This is a genomic window from Polycladidibacter stylochi (genome assembly GCF_001562055.1).
GTDB lineage: Bacteria > Pseudomonadota > Alphaproteobacteria > Rhizobiales > Stappiaceae > Pseudovibrio > Pseudovibrio stylochi.
The window spans coordinates 263249-285312 of sequence record NZ_LLWE01000005.1 but is presented as its reverse complement, the minus strand read 5'-3'; the positions used below and the strand labels follow the sequence as shown (position 1 = coordinate 285312).

General features: G+C 44.5%; 18 protein-coding genes. 10 read left to right on the top strand and 8 right to left on the bottom strand.

Annotation, left to right across the window (positions count from 1 at the left end; genetic code table 11):
- Nucleotides 1-117: 117 nt before the first annotated feature.
- Genes AYK67_RS01300 through AYK67_RS01290 form a run of 3 tightly spaced genes read right to left on the bottom strand, consistent with a single transcriptional unit; the run spans nucleotide 118 to nucleotide 3024 of the window.
- Nucleotides 118-360: a FeoC-like transcriptional regulator gene (locus AYK67_RS01300; RefSeq protein ID WP_082735574.1), complete on the bottom strand. Its 243-nt coding sequence runs from the start codon at nucleotides 358-360 to the stop codon at nucleotides 118-120.
- Complete coding sequence (gene feoB / locus AYK67_RS01295) at nucleotides 344-2707, bottom strand: ferrous iron transport protein B (RefSeq protein ID WP_082735566.1); 2364 nt, start codon at nucleotides 2705-2707, stop codon at nucleotides 344-346. Before feoB ends, AYK67_RS01300 begins: the two co-directional genes overlap by 17 nt.
- Nucleotides 2707-3024, bottom strand: a complete 318-nt coding sequence (locus AYK67_RS01290; RefSeq protein WP_068081144.1) for a ferrous iron transport protein A — start codon at nucleotides 3022-3024, stop codon at nucleotides 2707-2709. The genes feoB and AYK67_RS01290 overlap by 1 nt, the downstream gene beginning before the upstream one ends.
- A 525-nt stretch (nucleotides 3025-3549) precedes the next feature.
- Here AYK67_RS01290 and AYK67_RS01285 point away from each other — a divergent pair.
- The 3 genes from AYK67_RS01285 (at nucleotide 3550) to AYK67_RS01275 (ending at nucleotide 9044) form a co-directional block, all read left to right on the top strand.
- Nucleotides 3550-4428 (top strand): DMT family transporter, encoded by an 879-nt coding sequence (locus tag AYK67_RS01285; RefSeq protein WP_068081141.1) that lies wholly within the window; start codon nucleotides 3550-3552, stop codon nucleotides 4426-4428.
- Between the two features lie 150 nt (nucleotides 4429-4578).
- Nucleotides 4579-6270 (top strand): thiamine pyrophosphate-binding protein, encoded by a 1692-nt coding sequence (locus tag AYK67_RS01280; protein WP_068081138.1) that lies wholly within the window; start codon nucleotides 4579-4581, stop codon nucleotides 6268-6270.
- 221 nt (nucleotides 6271-6491) lie between these two features.
- Nucleotides 6492-9044 carry a S8/S53 family peptidase gene (locus tag AYK67_RS01275; RefSeq protein ID WP_156453010.1) on the top strand — a complete coding sequence of 851 codons (2553 nt, stop codon included), beginning with the start codon at nucleotides 6492-6494 and terminating at the stop codon, nucleotides 9042-9044.
- A 77-nt stretch (nucleotides 9045-9121) separates the two neighbouring features.
- Here the strand turns inward: AYK67_RS01275 and xseA are convergent, their stop codons facing one another.
- A complete protein-coding gene (gene xseA / locus AYK67_RS01270) occupies nucleotides 9122-10663 on the bottom strand; it encodes an exodeoxyribonuclease VII large subunit (RefSeq protein ID WP_208976177.1) in 1542 nt (513 codons plus the stop codon).
- A 172-nt stretch (nucleotides 10664-10835) separates the two neighbouring features.
- Here xseA and AYK67_RS01265 point away from each other — a divergent pair, with 172 nt between their 5' ends.
- The 3 genes from AYK67_RS01265 to AYK67_RS01255 all read left to right on the top strand — a co-directional run bounded on the left by AYK67_RS01265 (nucleotide 10836) and on the right by AYK67_RS01255 (nucleotide 14630).
- Entirely contained in the window at nucleotides 10836-11567 is a 732-nt protein-coding gene (locus tag AYK67_RS01265) for a 16S rRNA (uracil(1498)-N(3))-methyltransferase (RefSeq protein WP_244266857.1), read from the top strand.
- A 31-nt stretch (nucleotides 11568-11598) separates the two neighbouring features.
- The gene (locus AYK67_RS01260; RefSeq protein ID WP_068081130.1) at nucleotides 11599-13485 is read left to right on the top strand and encodes an adenylate/guanylate cyclase domain-containing protein; all 1887 of its coding nucleotides are present in this window, start codon (nucleotides 11599-11601) and stop codon (nucleotides 13483-13485) included.
- A gap of 260 nt (nucleotides 13486-13745) precedes the next feature.
- Nucleotides 13746-14630 carry a LysR substrate-binding domain-containing protein gene (locus AYK67_RS01255; RefSeq protein ID WP_068081127.1) on the top strand — a complete coding sequence of 295 codons (885 nt, stop codon included), beginning with the start codon at nucleotides 13746-13748 and terminating at the stop codon, nucleotides 14628-14630.
- Between the two features lie 132 nt (nucleotides 14631-14762).
- Here AYK67_RS01255 and AYK67_RS01250 read toward each other — a convergent pair whose 3' ends face one another.
- Nucleotides 14763-15107: a DUF1127 domain-containing protein gene (locus tag AYK67_RS01250; protein ID WP_068081123.1), complete on the bottom strand. Its 345-nt coding sequence runs from the start codon at nucleotides 15105-15107 to the stop codon at nucleotides 14763-14765.
- Nucleotides 15108-15295: 188 nt separating this feature from the next.
- Here AYK67_RS01250 and AYK67_RS01245 point away from each other — a divergent pair, with 188 nt between their 5' ends.
- Nucleotides 15296-16177, top strand: a complete 882-nt coding sequence (locus AYK67_RS01245) for a LysR substrate-binding domain-containing protein (RefSeq protein ID WP_068081116.1) — start codon at nucleotides 15296-15298, stop codon at nucleotides 16175-16177.
- 84 nt (nucleotides 16178-16261) lie between these two features.
- Here the strand turns inward: AYK67_RS01245 and AYK67_RS01240 are convergent, their stop codons facing one another.
- Complete coding sequence (locus AYK67_RS01240) at nucleotides 16262-17215, bottom strand: DMT family transporter (protein ID WP_082735565.1); 954 nt, start codon at nucleotides 17213-17215, stop codon at nucleotides 16262-16264.
- 132 nt (nucleotides 17216-17347) lie between these two features.
- Nucleotides 17348-18520 carry a Na/Pi symporter gene (locus tag AYK67_RS01235; RefSeq protein WP_068081114.1) on the bottom strand — a complete coding sequence of 391 codons (1173 nt, stop codon included), beginning with the start codon at nucleotides 18518-18520 and terminating at the stop codon, nucleotides 17348-17350.
- A 298-nt stretch (nucleotides 18521-18818) separates the two neighbouring features.
- Here AYK67_RS01235 and AYK67_RS01230 point away from each other — a divergent pair, with 298 nt between their 5' ends.
- The 3 genes from AYK67_RS01230 to AYK67_RS01220 all read left to right on the top strand — a co-directional run bounded on the left by AYK67_RS01230 (nucleotide 18819) and on the right by AYK67_RS01220 (nucleotide 21340).
- On the top strand, nucleotides 18819-19619 hold the full coding sequence (locus tag AYK67_RS01230) for a transporter substrate-binding domain-containing protein (protein WP_068081111.1): 801 nt from the start codon (nucleotides 18819-18821) through the stop codon (nucleotides 19617-19619).
- Nucleotides 19620-19747: 128 nt separating this feature from the next.
- The gene (locus tag AYK67_RS01225; RefSeq protein ID WP_068081108.1) at nucleotides 19748-20587 is read left to right on the top strand and encodes an amino acid ABC transporter permease; all 840 of its coding nucleotides are present in this window, start codon (nucleotides 19748-19750) and stop codon (nucleotides 20585-20587) included.
- A 39-nt stretch (nucleotides 20588-20626) separates the two neighbouring features.
- Nucleotides 20627-21340: a type 1 glutamine amidotransferase gene (locus AYK67_RS01220; protein ID WP_068081106.1), complete on the top strand. Its 714-nt coding sequence runs from the start codon at nucleotides 20627-20629 to the stop codon at nucleotides 21338-21340.
- A gap of 1 nt (nucleotide 21341) precedes the next feature.
- Here the strand turns inward: AYK67_RS01220 and AYK67_RS01215 are convergent, their stop codons facing one another.
- Nucleotides 21342-21986, bottom strand: coding sequence for a ferric reductase-like transmembrane domain-containing protein (locus AYK67_RS01215; protein ID WP_068081103.1), 645 nt, complete (start codon nucleotides 21984-21986; stop codon nucleotides 21342-21344).
- Nucleotides 21987-22064: the final 78 nt, after the last annotated feature.

Genomic DNA, 22064 nt, shown 5'->3' with positions numbered 1-22064 from the left:
ATATTTTAATTAATAAATAATTACAATGTGATACTAAGTATATTTTATAGAGAATGGCATAAAATAACTAATATACATAGAAATATCTTTTCAAAAAAGAAGCTAATATTTCAGATGTTATGCCGAGTGACGATCGGTTATTAAAGAAAATTTCTTTTCTTTGGTGAACGTGCAGCCATTACAACCACCACTCTTTGAAGAGCAACTGCTCGTGCAATCTTCATCGTGAATTATTTTTAACGCTTTGAGCTGTGAAAGCATCATCATTGCAAAATCTTGAGAAATACCCAGTTCTTGCGCCACATCGCGTGCTGTGACGCTTCCTTTAGTGCGGATAACTCTTTCAACTGACTTGAGCATCATTACACTCCGCTGTGGCCAGTATACCGGTTACCGGACTATCTTTGTCGGCGAAATTTCGCATGAGCGCAAACACACCAGCAATAATCATGAGCAATCCGGCAATCCATAAAAAACTACTGCTGGGATGACGGGTAAAAGTACCGGCCTGATAGGCAATAGTTGACCCTGAGTATGCGAGAAGTGTAGTCCAGAATGCAGAGAATAAGGCCCAATTGCGCCCGATTTCCCGCCATATTGTCGCCAAGGCAGCCGAGCAAGGTATATAGAGCAAAACAGCAACCATATAAGCAAAGGCACCCGCTTTGCCGTCAAAATGGGCGACCAACGCCGCAAAGGTTGAAACCTCCACCTCTTGCTCCTCAGAGGCAGCAATAAAGTTTGATGTATCGCCAATATTAATACCAAGCGGATCAAGCAATTGACTACTCAAATCAAATAGTGCTGCCGAGAAGCCCTTAATGGCATCGCCCGCAACAGCAAGTGGCTCGGGGCGCTCTTCAGTCTCGTCAGTATTGATGTACAAAGCTTGCAATGTGCTCACAACGGTTTCTTTTGCAAATAGGCCGGTAACCAACCCAACCGCAGCAGGCCAGTCCTGTTCACGAATTCCCATTGGAGAGAGGATTGGTGTCACATTCTTTGAAACTTGGGCCAAAACCGAAGTGCCATTGGTTTCGTTGCCGACATTTCCTTCTAAATCGACCGAGTTTAAAACTGAGAGAATAGCAACAACAAGAATTATAATTCGCCCGGCACCACTAATAAATTTCTTTACTTTAGCTGCAACAGCACGAAAAATATCTTTGCCCTTAGGCCACTGATAGGGGGGAAGCTCAATAGCAAGAGATGAGCTTCGGTTCCGATAAATCGAATGCGAAAGGATAAGGCCGGTAAACAACGCAACCAAAACCCCAAGTATGTACAAAGCGAAAACGATATTTTGACCGTTGCTCGGAAAAAAGGCCGCAGCGAATAACGCATATACGGGCAATCGAGCTCCGCATGACATGAATGGCGACATCATAGCTGTCATGACGCGTTCGCGTTTACTTTCAAGCGTTCGCGTGGCAATAACAGCAGGAACTGTGCAGCCGAAACCCAAAATGAGAGGTAAAAATGCGCGCCCCGGAAGACCCAATTTATGCATGAGGTTATCGGTAACCACAGCAGCACGGGCCATATAGCCACTTTGCTCAAGGAATATTTGACAGAAGAATAGCAGGGCAACAATTGGCGCAAACGTCAACACAGTTTGTAATCCGGCACCAATTGATTTTGTCATCAAAGCAAACAAGCTATCTTGTATTCCAAGAGAGTAGAACAGCAGGCTTGGCGTTTGTACAAACAGCGCATCGCCTAAACCATCAAACAAATCAATAAATACTGCGGAAAAGTTAATCGCGATAAAAAACATCAAGTACATGATACCGAGGAAAATCGGGAAGCCGAACCACTTGGATAGCAACACCCTGTCAATACGGTCAGATGTTTGCCGTACCTGTTGTGGCTCTGGCAGCTCCATTAATTCGCTAAGTGAATATGCTCGGTTGTAATAACTGGCCGCCATTATCAGAGCAGTTGAATCTCCAAGCCTTTCAGCCGCGTCATTGGCTAGTTGCTGAGCATAGGTGCTCATTTCAGGGCCTGCAAGCTTTTGGGCGAGTAAGTCTTGTTCAAGCAGGCGACATGCCCATGCAGGAGCAACCTCTGCGGAACATAGGTTCTTTTTAGTTAGCTGGTTGCTAAGGTTCGAAACCAGCTCTTTGAGCTCAAAAGGATCGGTATGAAAGGCTGGAACGTTATTCGGCTCGCTTAAGCAAGCACAGATTTCTTCATGAAGCTTTTCCAAATTACGCTGAGAGATACTGGATACCGTCACGACTGCAATACCAAGAGCAGCAGAAAGATGGTCGGCCGCACGGTCGATAACTTCCGCCTCCCACAAATCGGCTTTTGTCAACACCGCGATTGTAGGAAGACCTAAAACAAGCCCTTGAAGCAAGATGGCTAAAGAGCGTTCTAAAGCCGTTGGATCCAGTATGCATAGTAAAATACTAGGGCGTTCAGTAAGTAATGTTTGGCGTGTGATTTTCTCGTCAATACGTTCATCTTCAGGAGATGAAAGCGTTGCCACACCAGGTAAATCGAGTATGGAAATATCTTGATTGTTACAGCGTGCAATACCACTCTTGCGGTCCACTGTGACACCAGGCCAGTTGCCAATTTGTTGCCGATCACCCGTAAGGGCATTGAAAAGGGAAGTCTTTCCAGAGTTCGCCGTACCCAAGAGAAAAGCACTTGGTAAATTGGATTGACTAGAGGCTTGCACACTATGACAAGACATTAATTAACTTCCTGTACCAAGATGTTATTCGCAATTTTTGCTGATAGCGCGACACGCACAGCACCACACGCAATGACACGAGGCCGACTGCTAATGCCTTCAAGGATCACAATTTCTCGTGTCTCAGAAAGCCCTAGAGCGCGTAACTTTAAAGATTCTGCTTGGGTACCACCAAGGCGCACAACTCTGAGGGGAGTATGCCTGCGAGCATCAAGTAGGCTCTGTGTACCCTTTGGAAATTCAAAGCCATCTTTAAAGGGCTGAAAAACGCTAACGTGAATTGGCTGGTCGAAACTTTCGACGACTGGCTCGGACATTCCTGGCTCCAATTAAATCTACACCCAATAAAGTGCAACTGCGAACCATTCGCATTGATACCTGTCAAAATCAAGGTGTAATTTATTAGAATTGGTGTAGCAAGAATGTATTTAGTCACATGGCTGTTTGCGCATATAGGTTAAAAATTGAATTTAAGCGGTTGTATATCTCTTAACCTATTGATTTAAATGTTTCTTTATGGCGATATCATCAAAAGATGTTGAGGTAAGGAGGTCAGTGCCTATTACCGTAGATAGCCAATAAGTGCATGCGATGCGTCGTTGGGCCGCGCTAAACGACACGATACAAATGCGCTGGTTGGCCTATTGAACTGGGTGGAAGTTGAATTAGGTAAGGTTGAGAACAAAAGAATAAAGCGCAATGCGATGAATCCCATGAGTATTCACAGTGAGTATACACCTGCATGAATTTGTAATAGTCTTCGAGTTATGGCGGTGTCGTTAAAGTAAAAAGCCACTTGGTAAACATATGAACCGCTAAATCTCTGGCTCAGGAATACTTCAGTGCATGCAACAACAAGAACGACCTATGGAATAATATTCGCTTGCCTGGCTACTTTACTCTTTGCTTTTCAAGATGCAACAACGAAGCAATTGCTAACCAATCACTCTGTTTGGTTCATATTGATGGTGCGGTATTGGACCCACTTTATTGTAGCTTGCTGTTGGTCGCAAATTGCTACAGGCACTATAAGCACGGCACTAAAATCAAAAAGTATCCCCCTACAATTGTTGCGAGGCCTTTTTTTACTTAGTGAAATTGCTTTAATCACAATGGCTTTTAGCATGCTGGGACTGGCTGATGTAACGTCAATTCTTATGGCCTATCCGTTACTGGTTACAGCCTTGGCAGTCGTGCTGCTCAAAGAAAGCATTGGCTGGAGGCGTATATTAGCCTTGCTAATGGGAATGCTTGGTTTGTTAGTCATACTACAGCCCACAGGCAATGTTTGGGGTCTTGGCGGCCTGTTGGCTTTAGGCGCATCACTTAGTTTTGCGACCTATCAAATACTAACCCGTATGGTTTCAAGGCATGATAGTCCGCTCACCTCGTATTTTTATGTTGGTGCTTTTGGTCTCATAGTGACAACAATTGTCGGGTTGCAGCATCTGCCGAATTGGGGTGATGTTGATATTCTTTTACTAGCGGCGGTTTGCTTGCTGAGTGCCGCGGCGCACTATTCAATCGTAAAGGCCCTATCGCTCGCCGAGGCTATCGTTATTCAACCCTTCAATTACTTACAGCTAGTATGGTCTATTCCAATCGGACTCATTGTTTTTGGTGATATCCCCTTATGGACGACATTAGTGGGCGCGCTTATGGTTGTCTCTGCAGGGCTATTCTCCTTATCACGAGCGAAATCCAAAGCAATTAAAGACTAGTAATAACACCAAGAGCTAAATAGGGGGGTTTGAGAGATATCGACGTAACGGTTGAGTGATATCTGTGATGATATCATGAGCAGAAGTTATTAGGAGTTGGTAAATCCGCTCGGTATTTCTGGTGCAACACATAAGTTGCGGAGCTCGTTCATGACCACCAAAAAACAAGCAAACTTCTCTCAGCATAACCTCCGATCCACTAAAAGTGATGAGAGTTATGAGCAACAGAAGATTTTAGCAGGTCATTTATTGGTAAAATGCCTAGAAGCGCAGCAGGTGGAGCGGGTTTTTTGCGTGCCAGGCGAAAGTTATCTGGCAGTATTGGACGGTCTTTATGATTCTAAAATAAAAGCAGTTCTGTGTCGCCAAGAGGGTGGGGCGGCTATGATGGCCGAAGCAACTGGTAAACTCACTGGCCGCCCGGGCATATGTTTTGTAACCCGCGGCCCAGGGGCAACCAATGCCGCAGCAGGTGTGCATGTGGCCCAACAAGATGAAACACCCATGATATTGTTCATTGGTCAGGTTGCCACGCATATGCGTGACCGGGATGCGTTTCAAGAAGTTGATTACAAACAAATGTTTGGCACCATGGCTAAATGGGTTGCCGAAATCGATCACCCCAACCGTATACCCGAATACATACAAAGAGCCTTTCATGTGGCAATGAATGGCCGTCCTGGCCCTGTGGTTCTATCACTGCCAGAAGATATGCTCGTTTGTAAAACCAGTGTGCAACCTGCAAGCTATGTCGCGCCAGTTTTAACGCACCCGTCACAAGAGCAAATAACGCAGCTTGGTCAAATGCTGGAGAGCGCTGCAAAACCATTGGCCATACTAGGTGGCCAAGGCTGGTCAGCAGAAGCTGTAAATCAAATACAACAATTTGCCGAAAATTATGATTTACCGGTCGCTTGTGCTCTACGAAGGCAAATGCTGTTTGATAACGCGCATCCCAACTATATTGGCGATGTGGGCATTGCAATTAACCCATATTTAAAACAACGTGTTGCAGAGGCGGACCTGCTGCTTCTCATAGGTGAGAGGCTTTCTGAAATGCCAAGCCAAGGCTATAACCTGCTAAACATACCCCAGCCAAAACAAAAGCTTGTTCATGTTCACGCAGGCGCTGAAGAGCTGGGGCGGTTATACCGACCTGACTTGGCAATTAACGCAAGCCCTTCGGCTTTTTGCAGAGCCCTGCAAAGCTTAACACCCATAAAACACAGCAGATGGAGTGAACAGCGTCAGCAAGATAGACATGCCTATGAAGGCTGGTCCACAAGCTTTCAAAAGCAACCAGGCTCATTACAAATGGGGGAGGTGATGCAATGGTTAGAGGAAAACCTGACAGAAAATACTTGTATCACCAATGGGGCGGGTAACTTTGCCACTTGGGCGCACCGCTATCACCGGTATCAAGGTTTTGGTAGTCAACTGGCTCCCACTTCAGGTTCAATGGGCTACGGTTTGCCTGCCGCCATTGCTGCTAAGCTGAATGATAAAGAAAAAACGGTTGTCTGCTTCACGGGTGATGGTGATTTTCAAATGACCATGCAAGAGCTTGGAACTGCAGTACAAGAGCATCTGGGTATTATTATCGTTGTCATTGACAACAGCAAATATGGCACAATTCGGATGCACCAAGAACGCGAATATCCCGGACGGGTCAGTGCGACAACCCTCCAAAACCCAGATTTTGCCGAACTGGCTAAGGCGTATGGAGTAAATGCCTACAGGATAACCACAACGAGTGAATTTGCGGATGCTCTCACCGCTATTTTCGAAGAGATTAAAGTAAATCATGCAAAACCGCAGTTGCTACATTTAATAATACCCTAGTTAAATATTAGGTGAGTAGTTCGATGCGTCATGTAATTATATATTTTTCTAAGGATTAATTTTATCAAATTGATCTATTTGAATTTTTTAAAATAATAAATAAAATCTATTGTATTAATGCGACGAGTTATTATTATAACTTCGATTTAAACATTGGTTGAATTATAGTTTTAAGAATAATGAATATTTTACCAGAGTATTCTAATAATTCTGGTATTCCTATGAAAAAACTATTAACAGCAACAGCACTCACTCTCACGCTTGCCGCCTGTGGCGGTGGCGGATCTGGTGGGGGGGCGCCAAGTGGCGCATCCAGCAAGCCAGGCACTTCTAGCGGCGGAACAGCAGCCAGCACTCCAAGCAAGCCGGGTACCTCAGGCGGAGGGGTGACCATTGGAGGTTCTGACCCCAATAAAATGAAATATATCACTTCGCATGATGGCATAATTGAGTATAAGCCAAGGCCAACTGCTTCTCAGCTTAAAAAAGTAGAGCAATCAAATACCATTACATCACAAGATTTAACGCTTTCTGCTCTGCAAAAAAACAATACTATAGAATTTAATGATTTCATAAATAAAAACATAGGCTCTTATCTCCTTCCTAATGCATATAAGGTGATTAATCTGGCTTATGCACGTGCTCTTGGCCTCACGGGCAGAGGGCAAACTGTTGCCATTTTTGGTAGTTACGACAGCCTAAAGCATGAAGTTTTTGAAGGTAAAAAAATAACTACAGTCAGTAAACCATCAAACCTTTATTACGAAAGAATAATAGATACTTCTACCATTCTCGGCTCGGTTATTGCTGGTGTCGAGGGCAAGGAAATGTCAGGGCTTGCTCCAGGTGCTGACCTGCAGTTTAGTGGTATGGACTTCAATATGAGTAAGTTTGCTCCTGCCTTCATTGAAGCGAAAAAGAAAAAAGCTGTCGCGTTCGTTTATGATAGCATCTGGCTTTTTCGTGATGATAAAACAAGCAGCAGGAATTTGTATACCCTAGCGAAGTTTAAGGAAAATTTATCAAAATACAGCGGCGATTTCATAAAAACATTAGAAAATACTAGAGCCTATAGAGGTTCTGTCGAAGTCCATGGCCCGGATGATACTAAAAACTTTGTAGAGGCTATGAAAGACTACATGGCAGAAGGTATATTTGTTGCACCTGCTTTAGCAAAAGAAGATGATAAAGGTATTTACAGCCAATCATTAGCAAGTGCTTTACCTGAGGTCCTTAAGGAGTTTGAAAACAAAACAATTGCAGTTGCAAATATTATTCCTCTTGTTGATGATAAAGGCGAAATCAAGAAAGCACTAACATTTCCACAAAGCCAATGCTTGGAAGCTGCTGCTTACTGCTTGTCGGCATCGCCAATTATGAAAACGGCTTATATGGAATCAGAAACGGATACCTCCAGATATAGAACCGATTTCTCATTTTTCTACTCATTAGGCCAAGTCGCTGGTGCTACCGCGATTATGGCGCAAGCCTTCCCCACCTTGCGTAACGATGAAATTGTGACCCGTTTGTTGTTCTCAGCAAATAACCGTTTTGGTGCATTCAAACGTAATGGTATTCTCATTAAAAATGGTGTTTATCACGAGTATAGCAAAGTCTATGGGCACGGCTTTTTAGATATTGAAGCGGCCTTAAAACCAATTGGTACAATTGGCCTGCCAACATCAACAAGGTCAGAGGGGCCACGCATCGGTTTACAAGAGGTAGCTATTACCGCATCAACGGCCAACAATGGCGCGCTACAAACAGCATTGAAAGACAAAGACTTCATTGCCTATGATGCTTTGGCGACACCATTCGCTGTGAAAGGTGACGCGCTGGTATCTGAGAAAGCCAGTACATTTACTACGCGCTTTGCAGGATTCAGCACACAAGCTTCAGCGTCAACACAGGCCAACCAGTTCGCCAGCTTTAACTTTAGCAATCAATCACAAGCAATTCCTATGGGTGATTGGTCTTTAGGATTTGCCCAAACAGGCGAACTGACCAAAACGCTAGGTCTTGGTATGGGCTTTGCAACTGTGCTTGAAAGTCAAACGAGTGCATTTTCTTTAGCCCAAAACGGCCTTGGCTTTGCGGCAACCCGACAAAATGGCAAAGCCTCTACAGGGGTATTTGCATTTGGCGATTTCACGGATGCCAACGCGCACACATTCGGTGCTGGTGCTTCTACGGGCTATAGCTTTGATAATGGGGCCAAAGTCGCTGTTGGTGCGACAGCGCTCAACGAGACTGCGGCCTATCTGGGCATGCAAATGAACGCGATGCAAAAAAATAGTAGCGATAAGTTTTCCGCTGTGACTGCCCTGTTCAACACAAGCGCGAGTATGCCTTTAGATTCAATCTCATTGTTCGCAACAGCTGAACTAGGTGTTAGCCAAGCAGAATCAGCTGGTATTGTCTCTAACTTTGATCGGGGCGTATATACAGGTTTTGCATTGGGTTTAGAGGCACAAAACTTGCTCGATACAGGCGATAAGCTGCAACTGAGTTTCAGCCAGCCAATGCACATGGAAGCGGGTAGTGCTACATTGCGTCAATCAGGCATGCGCAACAAACAAGGTGATTTAACTTTCGCGGATATTGAAGTGGATCTTTCGGCTCAAAGCCGCCAGTTTGACTTCGCGGCCGACTATCAAATGTCATTAAGTGAATCAACAAGTATGCGCTTAGGTGGTGTGCTTTCACTGAACGAAGGGCATATCGAAGGTAAAACCGGTGCCGCTGCTATGGGTCGTATCACCCATCACTTCTAATTACCTGTAAAAAGACAAGACCCACTAAATTGCCTAGGTAATTTGGTGGGTCTTTATTTTCGTAGCCTCAAAAGCAACTAGAAAAGGCTACCTTGCGCTCCACTATCATCTGCTGCTTTTTTCTTTCGCTTTTTGGGCTTTTGTTGCTGTAGGCGCTCTTGGCGATGCGCTTCCAGTGGGTCAGTGCGATCTGCTAGGCCAGCACCTTTATTGGTAGGAGTAGGTAACATTGCCCCTCCTGCTTGTTCAGTTTCTTCCAAAACATCCGCAGCCAAAAGAGTCCGTTTGCCATCGCTCAATTCGGCTTCAACAATACTGCCATTTGCAATGGCTTTCGTAGTGCGAATAGCTTGTCCATCAGCATCGCGCAAAATTGCATAGCCGCGCTCTAAAACGCTGCGATAGGAAAGTGATTGCAGTAGCTGGCTCATGCTGGACAAACCGGTTTTACGCTGCGCGATATCATTGCGTGCCACTTGGCTCAAGCGCTGCGAGAGAGAACCAACATGTTCACGGCTATGCGTAATTTTTTGCTTTAGCGCGAAAGGAGAGAGTTGGTGCGCTGCGGCAATATAGCGACTGCGTAAGCTTTGGGTATTCATGGCAAGGCTGGGCCCAAGCCGCCCGCAGGTCATATCAAATTGTTGCCGAGGCAGCGCTAGTAAATCGCGTAGTGAGGGCAAGTAAGCTTCTGCTGCGCGTAGTTCAGTGCGCTTGCTTTGTAAATAGCGCGTGGTACCGGCGAAAAGCCGTCGTTGGTAGTCATCTAGGCTTGCGAGTAGTTCGCTTTTTACCGGTACAGCAAATTCGGCTGCCCCAGTGGGAGTTGGAGCCCGCACATCTGCAACATAATCCAGCAAGGTCCAGTCCGTTTCGTGTCCCACAGCTGAAATGAGCGGGATTTGGCTTGCTGCTGCTGCACGCACGACGACCTCATCGTTAAAGCCCCATAAGTCTTCCAGGCTGCCACCACCGCGCGCCACAATAATAACATCTGGCCGTTGCAGGGTGCCATCAACAGATAGGCTGTTAAATCCGGCAATACCGCGTGCCACTTCATCGCCGCAGGTTTCACCTTGCACCCGTACCGGCCAAACCATAACATGCAGCGGAAACCTGTCTTGAATTCGATGCAAAATATCTCGAATAACTGCACCGGTTGGCGAGGTCACAACCCCAACTACCATGGGTATTTTGGGTAAGTTCTGCTTGCGCTCGGGTGCAAACAGGCCTTCAGCTGCGAGCTTCTTTTTACGCTCTTCCAGTAAAGCCATTAGTGCCCCGGCACCAGCTGGTTCCATACTGTCAATAACCATCTGGTATTTTGATTGTCCGGGAAAGGTAGTTATTTTGCCGGTCGCAATAACTTCAAGGCCTTGCTCGGGCTTTACTTTCATTTTGGCAGCATTCCCGCGCCAAATGACTCCGTTCAAAACAGAACGATCATCTTTCAAATCCAGATAAACATGGCCAGAAGCGGGACTGGAAACGCGCCCAAGCTCACCGCGAACGCGCACATAATCAAAGCTGTCTTCAACGGTTCGCTTAATCGCGCCAGAAATTTCTGATACAGAATACTCGGTTATGTTCGTTTTTTCCGTTGTATCCAAAGCGCTCAAGCTCGCCTCCTGAAAGTGATTTGCAAACCACACCTGTTATAGGGGAGCGCAAATTAATCGCCAAGCAATCAAACCAGTTTAAAGCAAACAGGGCTGGATAACAAAACCGCTGGTACTAGCGCACATTTCTCAACCACTGTAGATTAAACAAATGCCTAGATATGAATTTCGCATGCAGCGTTTATACGTTGATGCCCCACTAAACGCCGGCCTACAGTTTTCTGCGGACCGGGCGCAAGCAAACTACTTGTTAAATGTTCTTCGCATGGGCGAGGGCAGTCCTCTGCTCTTGTTTAATGGCAAAGAAGGCGAGTGGCTTGCACATATCACTCCTACAGGACGTAAGGCCTGCGATATTGTGGTAGACGAACAAACCCGCCCACAAAGCGAAGCACCGGATCTACATTATCTGTTCGCGCCCATTAAAGCCGCACGGCTGGATTATATGGCACAAAAGGCCGTCGAAATGGGGGCAGGGGTATTGCGCCCGGTAATGACCCAGCACACCCAAGGCAGCAATATCAAGATCGATAAAGTGCGCGCCAATATGCTGGAAGCCTGCGAACAATGCGGCGTACTTCACATTCCTCAGCTACACGAGTTAACCCCCTTAAAACAAGTGATCAAAAATTGGCGCGAATGTGACCCCGATCGCCAGTTGATTTTTTGTGATGAAGGCGAAGGCTCACAAAATCCTTTGGCGGCATTGGAGCCTATCGAAAAAGGCCGTCCACTTGCTGTTCTTATTGGGCCAGAGGGCGGCTTTTCTGAAGAAGAGCGAAGCTTGCTACGTGCTCAAGACTTTGTGACCCCCATTCCACTCGGTCCCCGTGTTCTCAGGGCGGATACGGCGGCCGTAGCGGCCCTTGCTGTTGTTCAGTCAAAATTGGGAGATTGGTTCTAAACTCATCTTCAGTCGAGCTGGAGATTGTAAAATGAATGACCGCCCAAACAATACCATTGGTGCAAACAATAAGAAAAAGCGCAGAAAACAGGCGCGAATTCCAATTGGCATGGTTTTGGGCGGTGGTTTTGGCCTGCTGCTTTTTATTAGTGCTGGTGCCATCATCTGGCTTCTAAACAGCTCGGCTGAACGTCAAACAGTCAAAATAATGCGGGAGTTAGGCGAACTACTACTTGAACGAAGCCGAGCAGTTGTTGCCGAGTATGTCGAACATGAAGAGCAAAATGCGCAATTAATTGCTGATATCGTTGTTACAAGTAAAGAGCAAATTGTGCCAGGCACAGTACGTCAACATCTCGAAGAAGCTCTAAAAAAACATACGAATATACACCGTATAACTTACACAGATAGGCATGGGCGTTTTATATCAGTTAACTTACGCAACCTGAGTAAGCCCCCAATTGTTCAGTGGGAAACGAGGCCAAGACCACAACAAAAGAACCTGCAAAACAATATGATTTGGAGCCCACCGTTTTACGACAGTGAACTTCAACAAACTTACCTAAGGTTGACGCTCTATAAAAGGCAGGGGAATGGGTATGAAAAAATAACTTTTGACTACCCGTCAAGCCAGTTTCAAAGCCTATTAAAGCGAATGGTATGGCGTGAAGGACAACAACCCTTCATTCTGTTTCGTGAAAACCTGATATTGGCCAGCGCAACACTTCCAGAGCAAAATTTTAAGCCCTCAGCCAAATCGCCAAGCCTTAAGATCCTACAAATAAATAGCCCCTTGAATAAGATATGGCAGCAAGATCGCTCCTTTGCGCGTGTGCCCGTTGTTTTTGGTGCGCACCTAAGTGATGTTAGTTGGGCAACAATTAACAAAGAGGCGACTAAAAGTGTAAGAACGTTGTACCTTTACACGCCAGTTGCAAGCAAAAAAGAAAATGAACGGCCTCACCTACCGCTTATCGTTGGCTCGTACTTGCCAGCAAAAGCACTCACTTCTCCTATGAGTAATTTGCAAGAGGTTGCTGGAATAGCTGCGATAATATTGCTTGCTGCTACACTCATAACCATGTGGCTTGGAAATAAACTCAGTCGTCCTGTAAGCTTACTAGCAAAGCAAGCACAGGCACTTCGTCACCTTGAATTAGATAGGTTAACGCCACTCCCAAACTCGCACATAAAAGAAATACATGAGGCGAACGAAACATTTAACGCAGCAGGCTCAGCTTTAGCTGCGTTCGCAAGATATGTACCGCAAGATTTGGTAAAAGTTTTATTGCAAAGCGACTTTGAAGGCTTAAAAGGTACTGACATAAGAAAACTAACGATTATGTTTACAGACATAGTTGGCTTTACACGTATTGCATCCAATTTATCTGCAAAAGATACAACATCACTGCTAAATGCCCATTTTCAAGAATTGGCCGAGTGCATATCCCAAAGCCATGGGACTATCGATAAGTATATAGGTGATGGCATTATGGCATTTTGGGGAGCGCCCCAGGACGTCGATAACCACGCGCAAGCGGCCTTACAAGCTGTGCAATTAATCGCAGAGCGAATTGAAAGTAACCATATAGATAAGCAAAAAGATAGTTTTGCTTTTCGTCTTCGTGTGGGTTTGCATACGGGGACAGTTGTGGTGGGTAATATTGGTACATCCGAGCGCATGAACTATACTGTTATTGGCGATAACGTGAATGTTGCAGCACGTTTGCAGGAGCTGGGTAAAACAGTTGATCCTGAGGCGAAGATAATTGTCCTTGCGAGCGAGAGCACGATTGAGGAACTCAATAAAACATCAATCAGTACGACTGAAAGACATGCGCCAAACGAATTTAAAATAGTTGGCGAGTTTCAATTACGAGGACGAGAGCAACCGATGAAAGTATATCGTCTTGTTTGATGAAAGCTTCAAGGATGAATTAGTTAACATGTTATGTATACTTCTGAAAATCTTTGATTGATTGATTGTTTTTCACAAGTGCACCTGCGAAAAATTTAGAAAAAACATTAGTTTTCAAGAGCGTTTGGCAAGGACTACTACTTCTTGTATGGCATAAATGTAACAGTTCAGGACTCTTGATACATTTTACAGCCTTTAATTGATTAAAAAAACAAATGTTTTGTATATATAAGATTGAAAATTGTGATGGAAAACACAAAATGGCGCAAATTCTCGATTTAGATCAATTAAAAACGCTCGTTGCAATTATTGATTGTGGTAGCTTTACGCGGGCAGCTGAAAAAGTAAGCAAAACGCAGTCAGCTGTTTCAATGCAAATGCGCCGTTTGGAAGAGCGCATCGGTAAGCCGATTTTTGAACGTGATGGGCGCAATTCAAAGTTGACGGAGGATGGTGAGCGGTTATTGCATTATGCCCGCCGCATTGTTCAACTACATGACGAAACCCTCTCTGTTTTTGATGAAAATGTCGTCTCAGGCTCGGTGCGTCTTGGTACTCCTGACGATTATGCCGACCGATTTCTTCCAGAGATACTTGCCCGCTTCTCTCGTTCTCATCCCCAAGCTGAGGTTCAGGTTGTTTGTGCGCCAACACCAAACTTGAAAGAGATGTACGAAAAGGGCGACCTTGATTTATCCATAGTCACGCACGTTAAGAAGAACGCAGTTGCTAATGAGCAAATTATACGCCGTGAACCATTACTATGGGTTGGCTCTGAGCGTCACTTTGTTGAACAGGAAGATACATTACCGCTTGCATTGGGTCGTGTCACATGTGATTGGCGAATAGCGGCTATATCGGCACTGGAAGATGTAAAACGAAAGCATCGTGTGCTTTATACCAGCTGGAATTCAACAGCAGTCTGTGCCGCGGTTTTAGCGGGGCTTGCGGTAACGGTACTACCTGAATCAGCAATTAGAACCGGTATGCGCGTTTTAGATGAATCTCAAGGATTTCCGAGGTTACCAATCTGCGAAATAGCATTGCTCCAGAATTGGACGACACCTTCCGTAGTGGCAGATGCACTTGCCGATCATATCAAATCATCTCTTGATAATATTAGCTTGCAATCTCTTCCTGCTTGAGGTGACGTATAAAATACATTTCAAGTATTATTTGAACGATATTTTTTACTTATAGTTTATAATGGATTACTAAATGAAAAAAGAACAGGCAATAGCTGCCTGTTCCAATCCACCATGAAGTCAACTTTTGCTTTAAAGCTCGCCGTCTTTCCAATGCCAATCTTGCTGGCGACGCAGAATATCAGCTTCGCGCCTTTCTTCTGCGCGCAGTTGCAAATGAATTGAAGCGTCGATGCCGTCATGGGCTTCTAAAGAGCTTAAAACATCATCGCGTGTTATTCCGATATCTTGGAGCATTCTATCTTCCATCGCCGCCAGTCGCGCAATATTACGCCTGTTTTCAAAGTGACGATAAACACGTAGGAAGTAGCTGCCTACAGCGCGAAGTGTGGTTGTCAGTGTGAGGGGCTCAAAACTACCAGCGTTTGCACGGTTGGCGTTGCAGCGCTCATCAGGGGTAGGGAAAGCAAGTGTCATGGTGTGTCTCTCCAGTGGCTTGGCACAATGCGCCAGACCTTGAAGTTAGTAGTCTAACTTCAAAATAAGAAATCATCAGTGGTTGATGATTAAAATATCTGGTCTTTACTTGCATATTTCAAGATAATGTTTTTGATTGATATTGATCGAAAAACGTGATGTATCTAGTTGCCCTAGGAGAATACCTTATGCCTTATTCCTTAGATGTGGACCAATTGAGAACATTTATGGCCATAGCGGAATTGGGTAGCTTTGCCAAAGCAGGTGAAGCGGTGCATAAAACACAATCTGCAGTTTCAATGCAAATGCGCAAACTTGAAGAGCGCATAGGGCAACCGCTATTCGTAAAAGATGGAAGAAATTCAAGGCTTTCGGAAGATGGACGTCGCCTTGTTGAATATGCAAGGCGGATGGTCGCGCTAAACGATGAAACCCTTTCGGCATTCAAGGAAATGCCTGTCACCGGCACAATACGCCTTGGTTTGCCCGACGATTATGCAGAGCGTTTACTACCGCAAGTACTTGCGGCATTCAACCGCATCAATCCTTCCACAAGCATAGAAGTAATCTGTGAAAGCTCGATAGAATTGGGGGTAAGAATAAAGCGTGGTGAGCTGGATATCGCGATTGTGACGGATGGCGACTGTGCAAATATACCGGGAACCATTATCAGAAGGGAAGCTCTGCGTTGGGTTGGGCCTAAGGATGTGATTCTCCATAAGCATGATCCGCTCCCTATTGCTGTTGGACCGGTAACATGCTCATGGCGCAATGTAGCTGTCAGGGCGCTGGACCGTATCCAGTTAAAGTACCAGGTGGTATTTTCAAGCGCCAGCGCTGCCGCTTTATCTGGCGCTGTTCAAGCCGGATTGGCAATTGCCGTTTTGCCTGCAAGTGCTGTCCGAACCACCCATCGTGTTCTTGGGGAACAAGAGGGGCTTCCAGAACTGCCCCCCTGCGATATAACTCTCATTAAATCTGCGGGGGCTACTGAAGCGGCCCACGATGCATTGTGCCATCATATCGTGTCTTCGATCGGTAATGTCACTTATGAGCTGGCTGCAGAGTAATTGGTCGGTAAAGTTCTTTGAAAAGCAAACACTGCTTTTGGTAAGCGCTGCAAAAAGCAGGAGTACGCCCCATCTTCATAGTTCCTATTTATAGCGAAGTACCAACTGGTTGCCAAACAATACAAGGCTAAGCCCAACGAAAGCAGGTAATGTCCAGGTGTAACCCTCTAATAAGGTGGAAACACTAAGGGCGATAACAGGAAACATTACAGTAGCATAACCTGCACGTGCAGACCCGATACGCCCAAGAAGTGTTAAGTATGAGCCAAAAGCCACAACTGAGGCCACCACGACAAGATAGATGAGGCTTGCAAGAAAGCTAAAATCCATCGGGATATTGAAGCCTGTGCCTCGCCACAGGCAATAACAAGCTAAATAGAAACTGCCGTATAACATTCCATAAAAACTACTGGAAACTACGGAGAGCTGTTTGCTTTGCATTTTGCTCGAAACCATGTTGCCGAAACAAAAGCAGAGTGTTCCCGCAAAGCAAAGCAGCAAACCATAGCTTTGCGTTCCCAAAAGACCTGTTTGCATGATTTGCGGATAAAACATCAGCGCAATGCCAGCAAAGCCGAGTAAACCGCCAATAAGGACTTTTTTATCTTGTCTTTGCCGAAATAACAAAAAGCCAAGAGCTAGGTTTATAACTGAAGCTAACGAGAAAATGACGGATACAAGGCCAGATGGTAAATAGCTTGAGCCATTATAGAAAAACATAAAGTTTATTGAAAAGAGCAAAGCCCCGATAATAGCAAAGCTGGCATGTTCTTTAATGGAAAACACCAGCCTGTGTCCTCCCCAATAAGCCCAGCCACCCATGATAAGAGCAGCCAACAGGAACCGCCAGAAAATAGCAAGTTCTGAAGGTACTGCTGCTTGGAGTTTGATAAAATACCAACTAAACCCCCAAGCAAGAACCGTGGCGGCATATAAGCCATAATCTAACTTGGTGAGGGCAAATGCTTTTGAGGCGTTGTTACGACTTGGTTGTAATTGTCTGGCTTCCAGCTCTTCAATTATTTCTTGCGTACCCATAATAAATTCCATCTTTAATTATCTATGAAAGATAGCGAAAGAAGCACCAACAAGACAAACAAATAATATTGAACATTTACATAACAAATAGTGAACTAATAATTGTTATAAGTACAATTTTACTGCAATTAATTAATCGAATAGTAGATATAAACCCATCAGCGGTAAAATAAAGAAGCAAAGTGTTATGTAAGTAAACACGTGTACTACAGAGCGGCTTGCAAACGCACCAATGCCTTGGGCTAAAGCAATCGGCATTCTTTTGAATACCGGCGTACAAACGAAAAGTATTGCTCCGGCTAAGTTATAAAACAAGTGTACAAATGCTAGGATAAAAGCTTCATTTTGATGACCTGTGACAACAAAAGCTGCAAGCAGTGCAGTTATACACGTACCCACATTGGCACCAACTGTAATCGGGTAAATTTGTTGTGTGTTCAAAATACGTGTACCAGCGAATGGCACCAGTAAGGAAGTAACAGTTGATGATGATTGCAACGTAACAGTGGCAATTAACCCGGCAAAAAAACTAACTGATGGCCTTTTTTCAGCTTGTGCCTGAACACGATGCTTAATTGTTCCCGCAAGCAATAGCCTCAACAGTTGATTGAGAAAATGTATTGAGACAATTAATATAACCAAGCCAGCGATTAGAACGCCAACGCCGCTGTAGATTGGAAGAAGAGCAGAAAGCCCGTGGCTAACAGCTTCAACAAAATGTGTTGTTATTGATAATCCGCTAACCTGAACGCTCTCGAAAGCCAAAGAATAGAAATCACTAAACCCCTCAGTGACCCATTTAGCGAGTTTTTCCAGAAAACCAGTCGCCAGTTCAAGAGGGAAAAATGCAAGCAAACAAAGCAGGTTAAACGCATCGTGTACACTAGCGGCGCTAATTGCTGCCTTAAACGCCTCGCGGTCCCTTATAAAGCCGAGGCTGACAAAACTATTCGTAAGTGTTGTTCCAAAATTGGCACCCATAACAATGGGAACGGCAATGGCAACAGGCATGCCAGCGGCAACGAGTCCAACCAGTATGGTTGTGGTTACAGAAGAGCTTTGCAACAGTGCCGTTGCCACAATACCAACCAATAGACCGGAGAAGGGGTTTTGTGCAAAGCTAAAAAGGCTATCGATATCGTTGAAGCTAAGGCTTTTAAATCCTGCCTCTATTAGCCCGACAGCACACAGAAGAAAATAACCAACAAAAGCAGCACTAACCCAGTTGAATATACCAATACCAATGGAATTATGGCTTTCAACAAATTCGTCTTGGTAGTTTTGGTCGGCCACAAGTTTACCCATTTAAGTTGTTTGAAACGGCAAATATTTACAAGTAAAAGCAAATGCCAGATTGTAATTTTTATTAATGATTTCACATGTCATCAGCTTGTAACATTTTGCCTAAAACTCGCCAAGAGAAAATGAGGGAGTAAGAAATATTATTTTTGAAGGCTATAAAATATTACGCATCCATGCTTACTCTTGTATTATACATAGAAAACTTCAAGAATGAAAGATTCTCAGGCAAGGGTAGGTAAACCCCTTCCATGCAACAACCAAAAACAAAAGATAAAACGCATAGTAATTGAAGAGGGCTTATATGAAATTATTTAGATTAGCGTGTGTTACAGTTGCACTTGTCCTAGCAAGTTTAACTGGTTCTATTGCACAAGAAAAACTGCCCGACTTACAAGGTCGTGTGATCGTTGCTGTGACAGAAAATGCTTACACACCACTGAATTTTGTTGATCCTGAAACCGGCGAGGGTATCGGGTGGGAATATGATGCATTTAATGAAATCGCCAAACGCCTTAATGCCAAAGTTGAGTGGAAACTTGCCTCTTGGGACACGATGATTGAAGCCGTGCGTCAGGGCCAGTTCGATGTGGGTATGGATGGCATTACCATAAACAATGAGCGCCAAAAGCAAATTGACTTTTCCGAACCCTATATGACCTCGGAAATGTTTATGTTGGTACGTGCGGACGAAACGCGATTTAACGGCAAAGATAGTTTTAAAGAAAATGCGGATTTTTTTGTCGGTGCGCAAACGGGAACGACGAATTTTTACGTTGCGGTCTATGACTTGCTGGATGGCAACGAAAACAACCCACGTATTCAGCTCTTCGAAACTTTTGGCGCTTCTGTCATGGCTCTCAAAGCAGGCGATGTTGATACTGTACTGATGGATGCTACATCTGCAAAAGGCTATATTGGCGCTTCGCCTGGCAGCTTTAAAGTGGTAGGCGAAGCCATGGGATCAGAGCAGTTTGGTTTTATACTAACTCCCGGCTCAGACCTGACCCTACCAATCAACGCTGCGTTAAAATCTATGCGCATTGATGGCACATTAGAAGCGTTGAATAAAAAGTGGTTCTACGACTACAAATCCAGTCATTAAAATAAACAAGTGCAGAAAACATAGTTTCTGCACTTGCATTCTTTTGCAATGAATTTTACCAACATGGCGGCAATTTCAAGAGGGGTCACCCAATAAAGCCATGATCATTTTTGAAGCGAGCTTAATGCATGTTTAAGCTCAAAAAGCTAAGGCACTCTGCCACCCAAAAAAATACGAGTATACCATATTGGCTGCTGCTGGCATTTGTTCTGGCGCTACTATTTGCTTGGTATATTGCTGTCGATCATAACTATCGACTAATTTTGAAGAGCCTTATTCATGGTGTCGCGACAACGCTATACGTAACGTTTATATCATTTAGCTTGGCAGCTTTGCTCGGTTTAGCCGTGGCCAAATCAAGATTATCTTCTAACCGCGTACTACAAGAAATTGCCAGTTTTTATACTGAGGTAATCCGCGGTGTTCCCATTCTTGTATTGCTGTTTTATGTGGCTTTTGTCGGTGCCCCGCAACTTGTTGCGCTGTGCAACTTTGTGGGTAAACCTATGCAGGAGCTTTTTGGCTGGGACCCGCTTAAACTTCGCGATTTTTCAATGGTTTGGCGGGCAATAATAGCACTCACTATTGGGTATTCAGCTTTTATTGCAGAAATATTCCGGGCAGGGATAGAAAGTGTCGAAAAAGGTCAAGTCGAAGCTGCCCGTTCTTTAGGGCTGACGTCTTGGCAAACCTTCAGATTTATTGTTTGGCCACAGGCGCTTAAAAATATTCTTCCTCCACTAGGGAATGACTTTGTTGCAATGATTAAGGATAGTGCGCTGGTTTCGGTACTAGGGGTGCAAGATATCACCCAGTTGGGTAAGGTCTATTCTTCTTCTACTTTCTTGTTTTTTGAAACGTATAACACAGTTGCTTATCTATACCTCATCATGACCGTTTCCCTATCTCTTATCGTCCGTGCAATGGAAGCAAGGTTTAAAGCCAAGAGCTTTGACAATGAACAGTGAAAAGGTTAGCCTGGTAAAAATACATATAAAAGTAGAAAAATGCATATACTTATTATTGAAAATTGCCAGAATGTGACGCTAGGAATTGTCGAGACTGCGCTTCAAGAAGTGAAGGCAAGGCAGTCATACTTGAAACCCTATATGGGCCAGGAACTGCCAAACTCCCCTGAAAGCTTTGATGCACTTATTGTACTTGGTGGTCTGCAAAATGCTCGCTCAGATGCCGAACATCCGTATTTGTCAAACTTATGCAGTCTGATAACGCAGTTTCATGCGAAAGATTTGCCGGTACTGGGAATATGCTTGGGTGCGCAGCTTATGGCTCGAGCCTTTGGGGCACAATCAATTCTTGACCAGCCTGTCGAGGCAGGTTGGTTGCCTCTATCTCCTACAATGGAAGCGGCAACAGACCCCGTTCTCTCTTGCCTAAAGGAGGGAGATCATCTTTTTGTATTTCATACCGATACATATTCGCTTCCAGAAGGGGCAGTTCGGCTGGTTTCAACACCACAGACCCCAAATCACGCCTTTCGCATCGGCAAAGCCTGCTATGCTATACAGTTCCACTTTGAATGCGGAATTGATGAGGTCAAAAACTGGACCAGCTGCTTTCACAGCGAATTCACAGTGTTATTACCGAACTGGCAACAAATTATTGGCGAGCAGGCCAAAAAACACGGCGAGAAAGCCGAAAGACTGGGATTGGAAATTGCCCGCAATTGGCTCAAACTTGTTGCCAGTAAGAACTCGTAGTCTAACCTAATCGACTTTGTGGCTTCTTTTTGTTTAAACGACCAGTGATCTGCATAACGGCACAGTATCCAGCAGGGGCAAGGGCCAAGAGGCAAAGAAGCCACACAGGAACATATGTAAACCGATCAGGCAAAAGCACAATGCTATGGAATGCAGCGAGCAAGAAAGCCAATCCACTTATGATATGAAATTTCTTCAAAGTCTTAAAGCCAAGGCGTCGGTTTAGTCCAATCACCAAAATAACAATAAGAATGAAAAGCGCGATTTCACCAACAGGGTGGCTTAGCATTTTTAATGAGAAACCCTGCTCATGGGCGTGATGCAAACCGCGTTGACCTCGTTGGTTGTTTGAAAAATCAAATAAAAACCGCCCGTAATTAAAATAAACATAATGTACGACGCCTAAAAGTACCGCGGCTATTGCAAAGTACTTGTGGGCAAGCATTTGTTTAGTCTTATTTTCGTATATTGAAGTAACAAATGACCATCTTGTTCCGGTAACCATGACCGCACATAAATACACAAATGATAAAAGGCCAGTATACTCCATAATTATGTGATTTATTCTAGGTATACTATCAAAATAGAACCTAAGGCTGAGTGTGAGGCCATAAGTGATGCTGGTTATTCCAAACAAGGTTAACATTTTACTCTCCTTTTCTTGAGAGTAAACTATGAAAATACCCCGTATTTATGGCTATCCGGCTGAATCTTGTAATTGTTT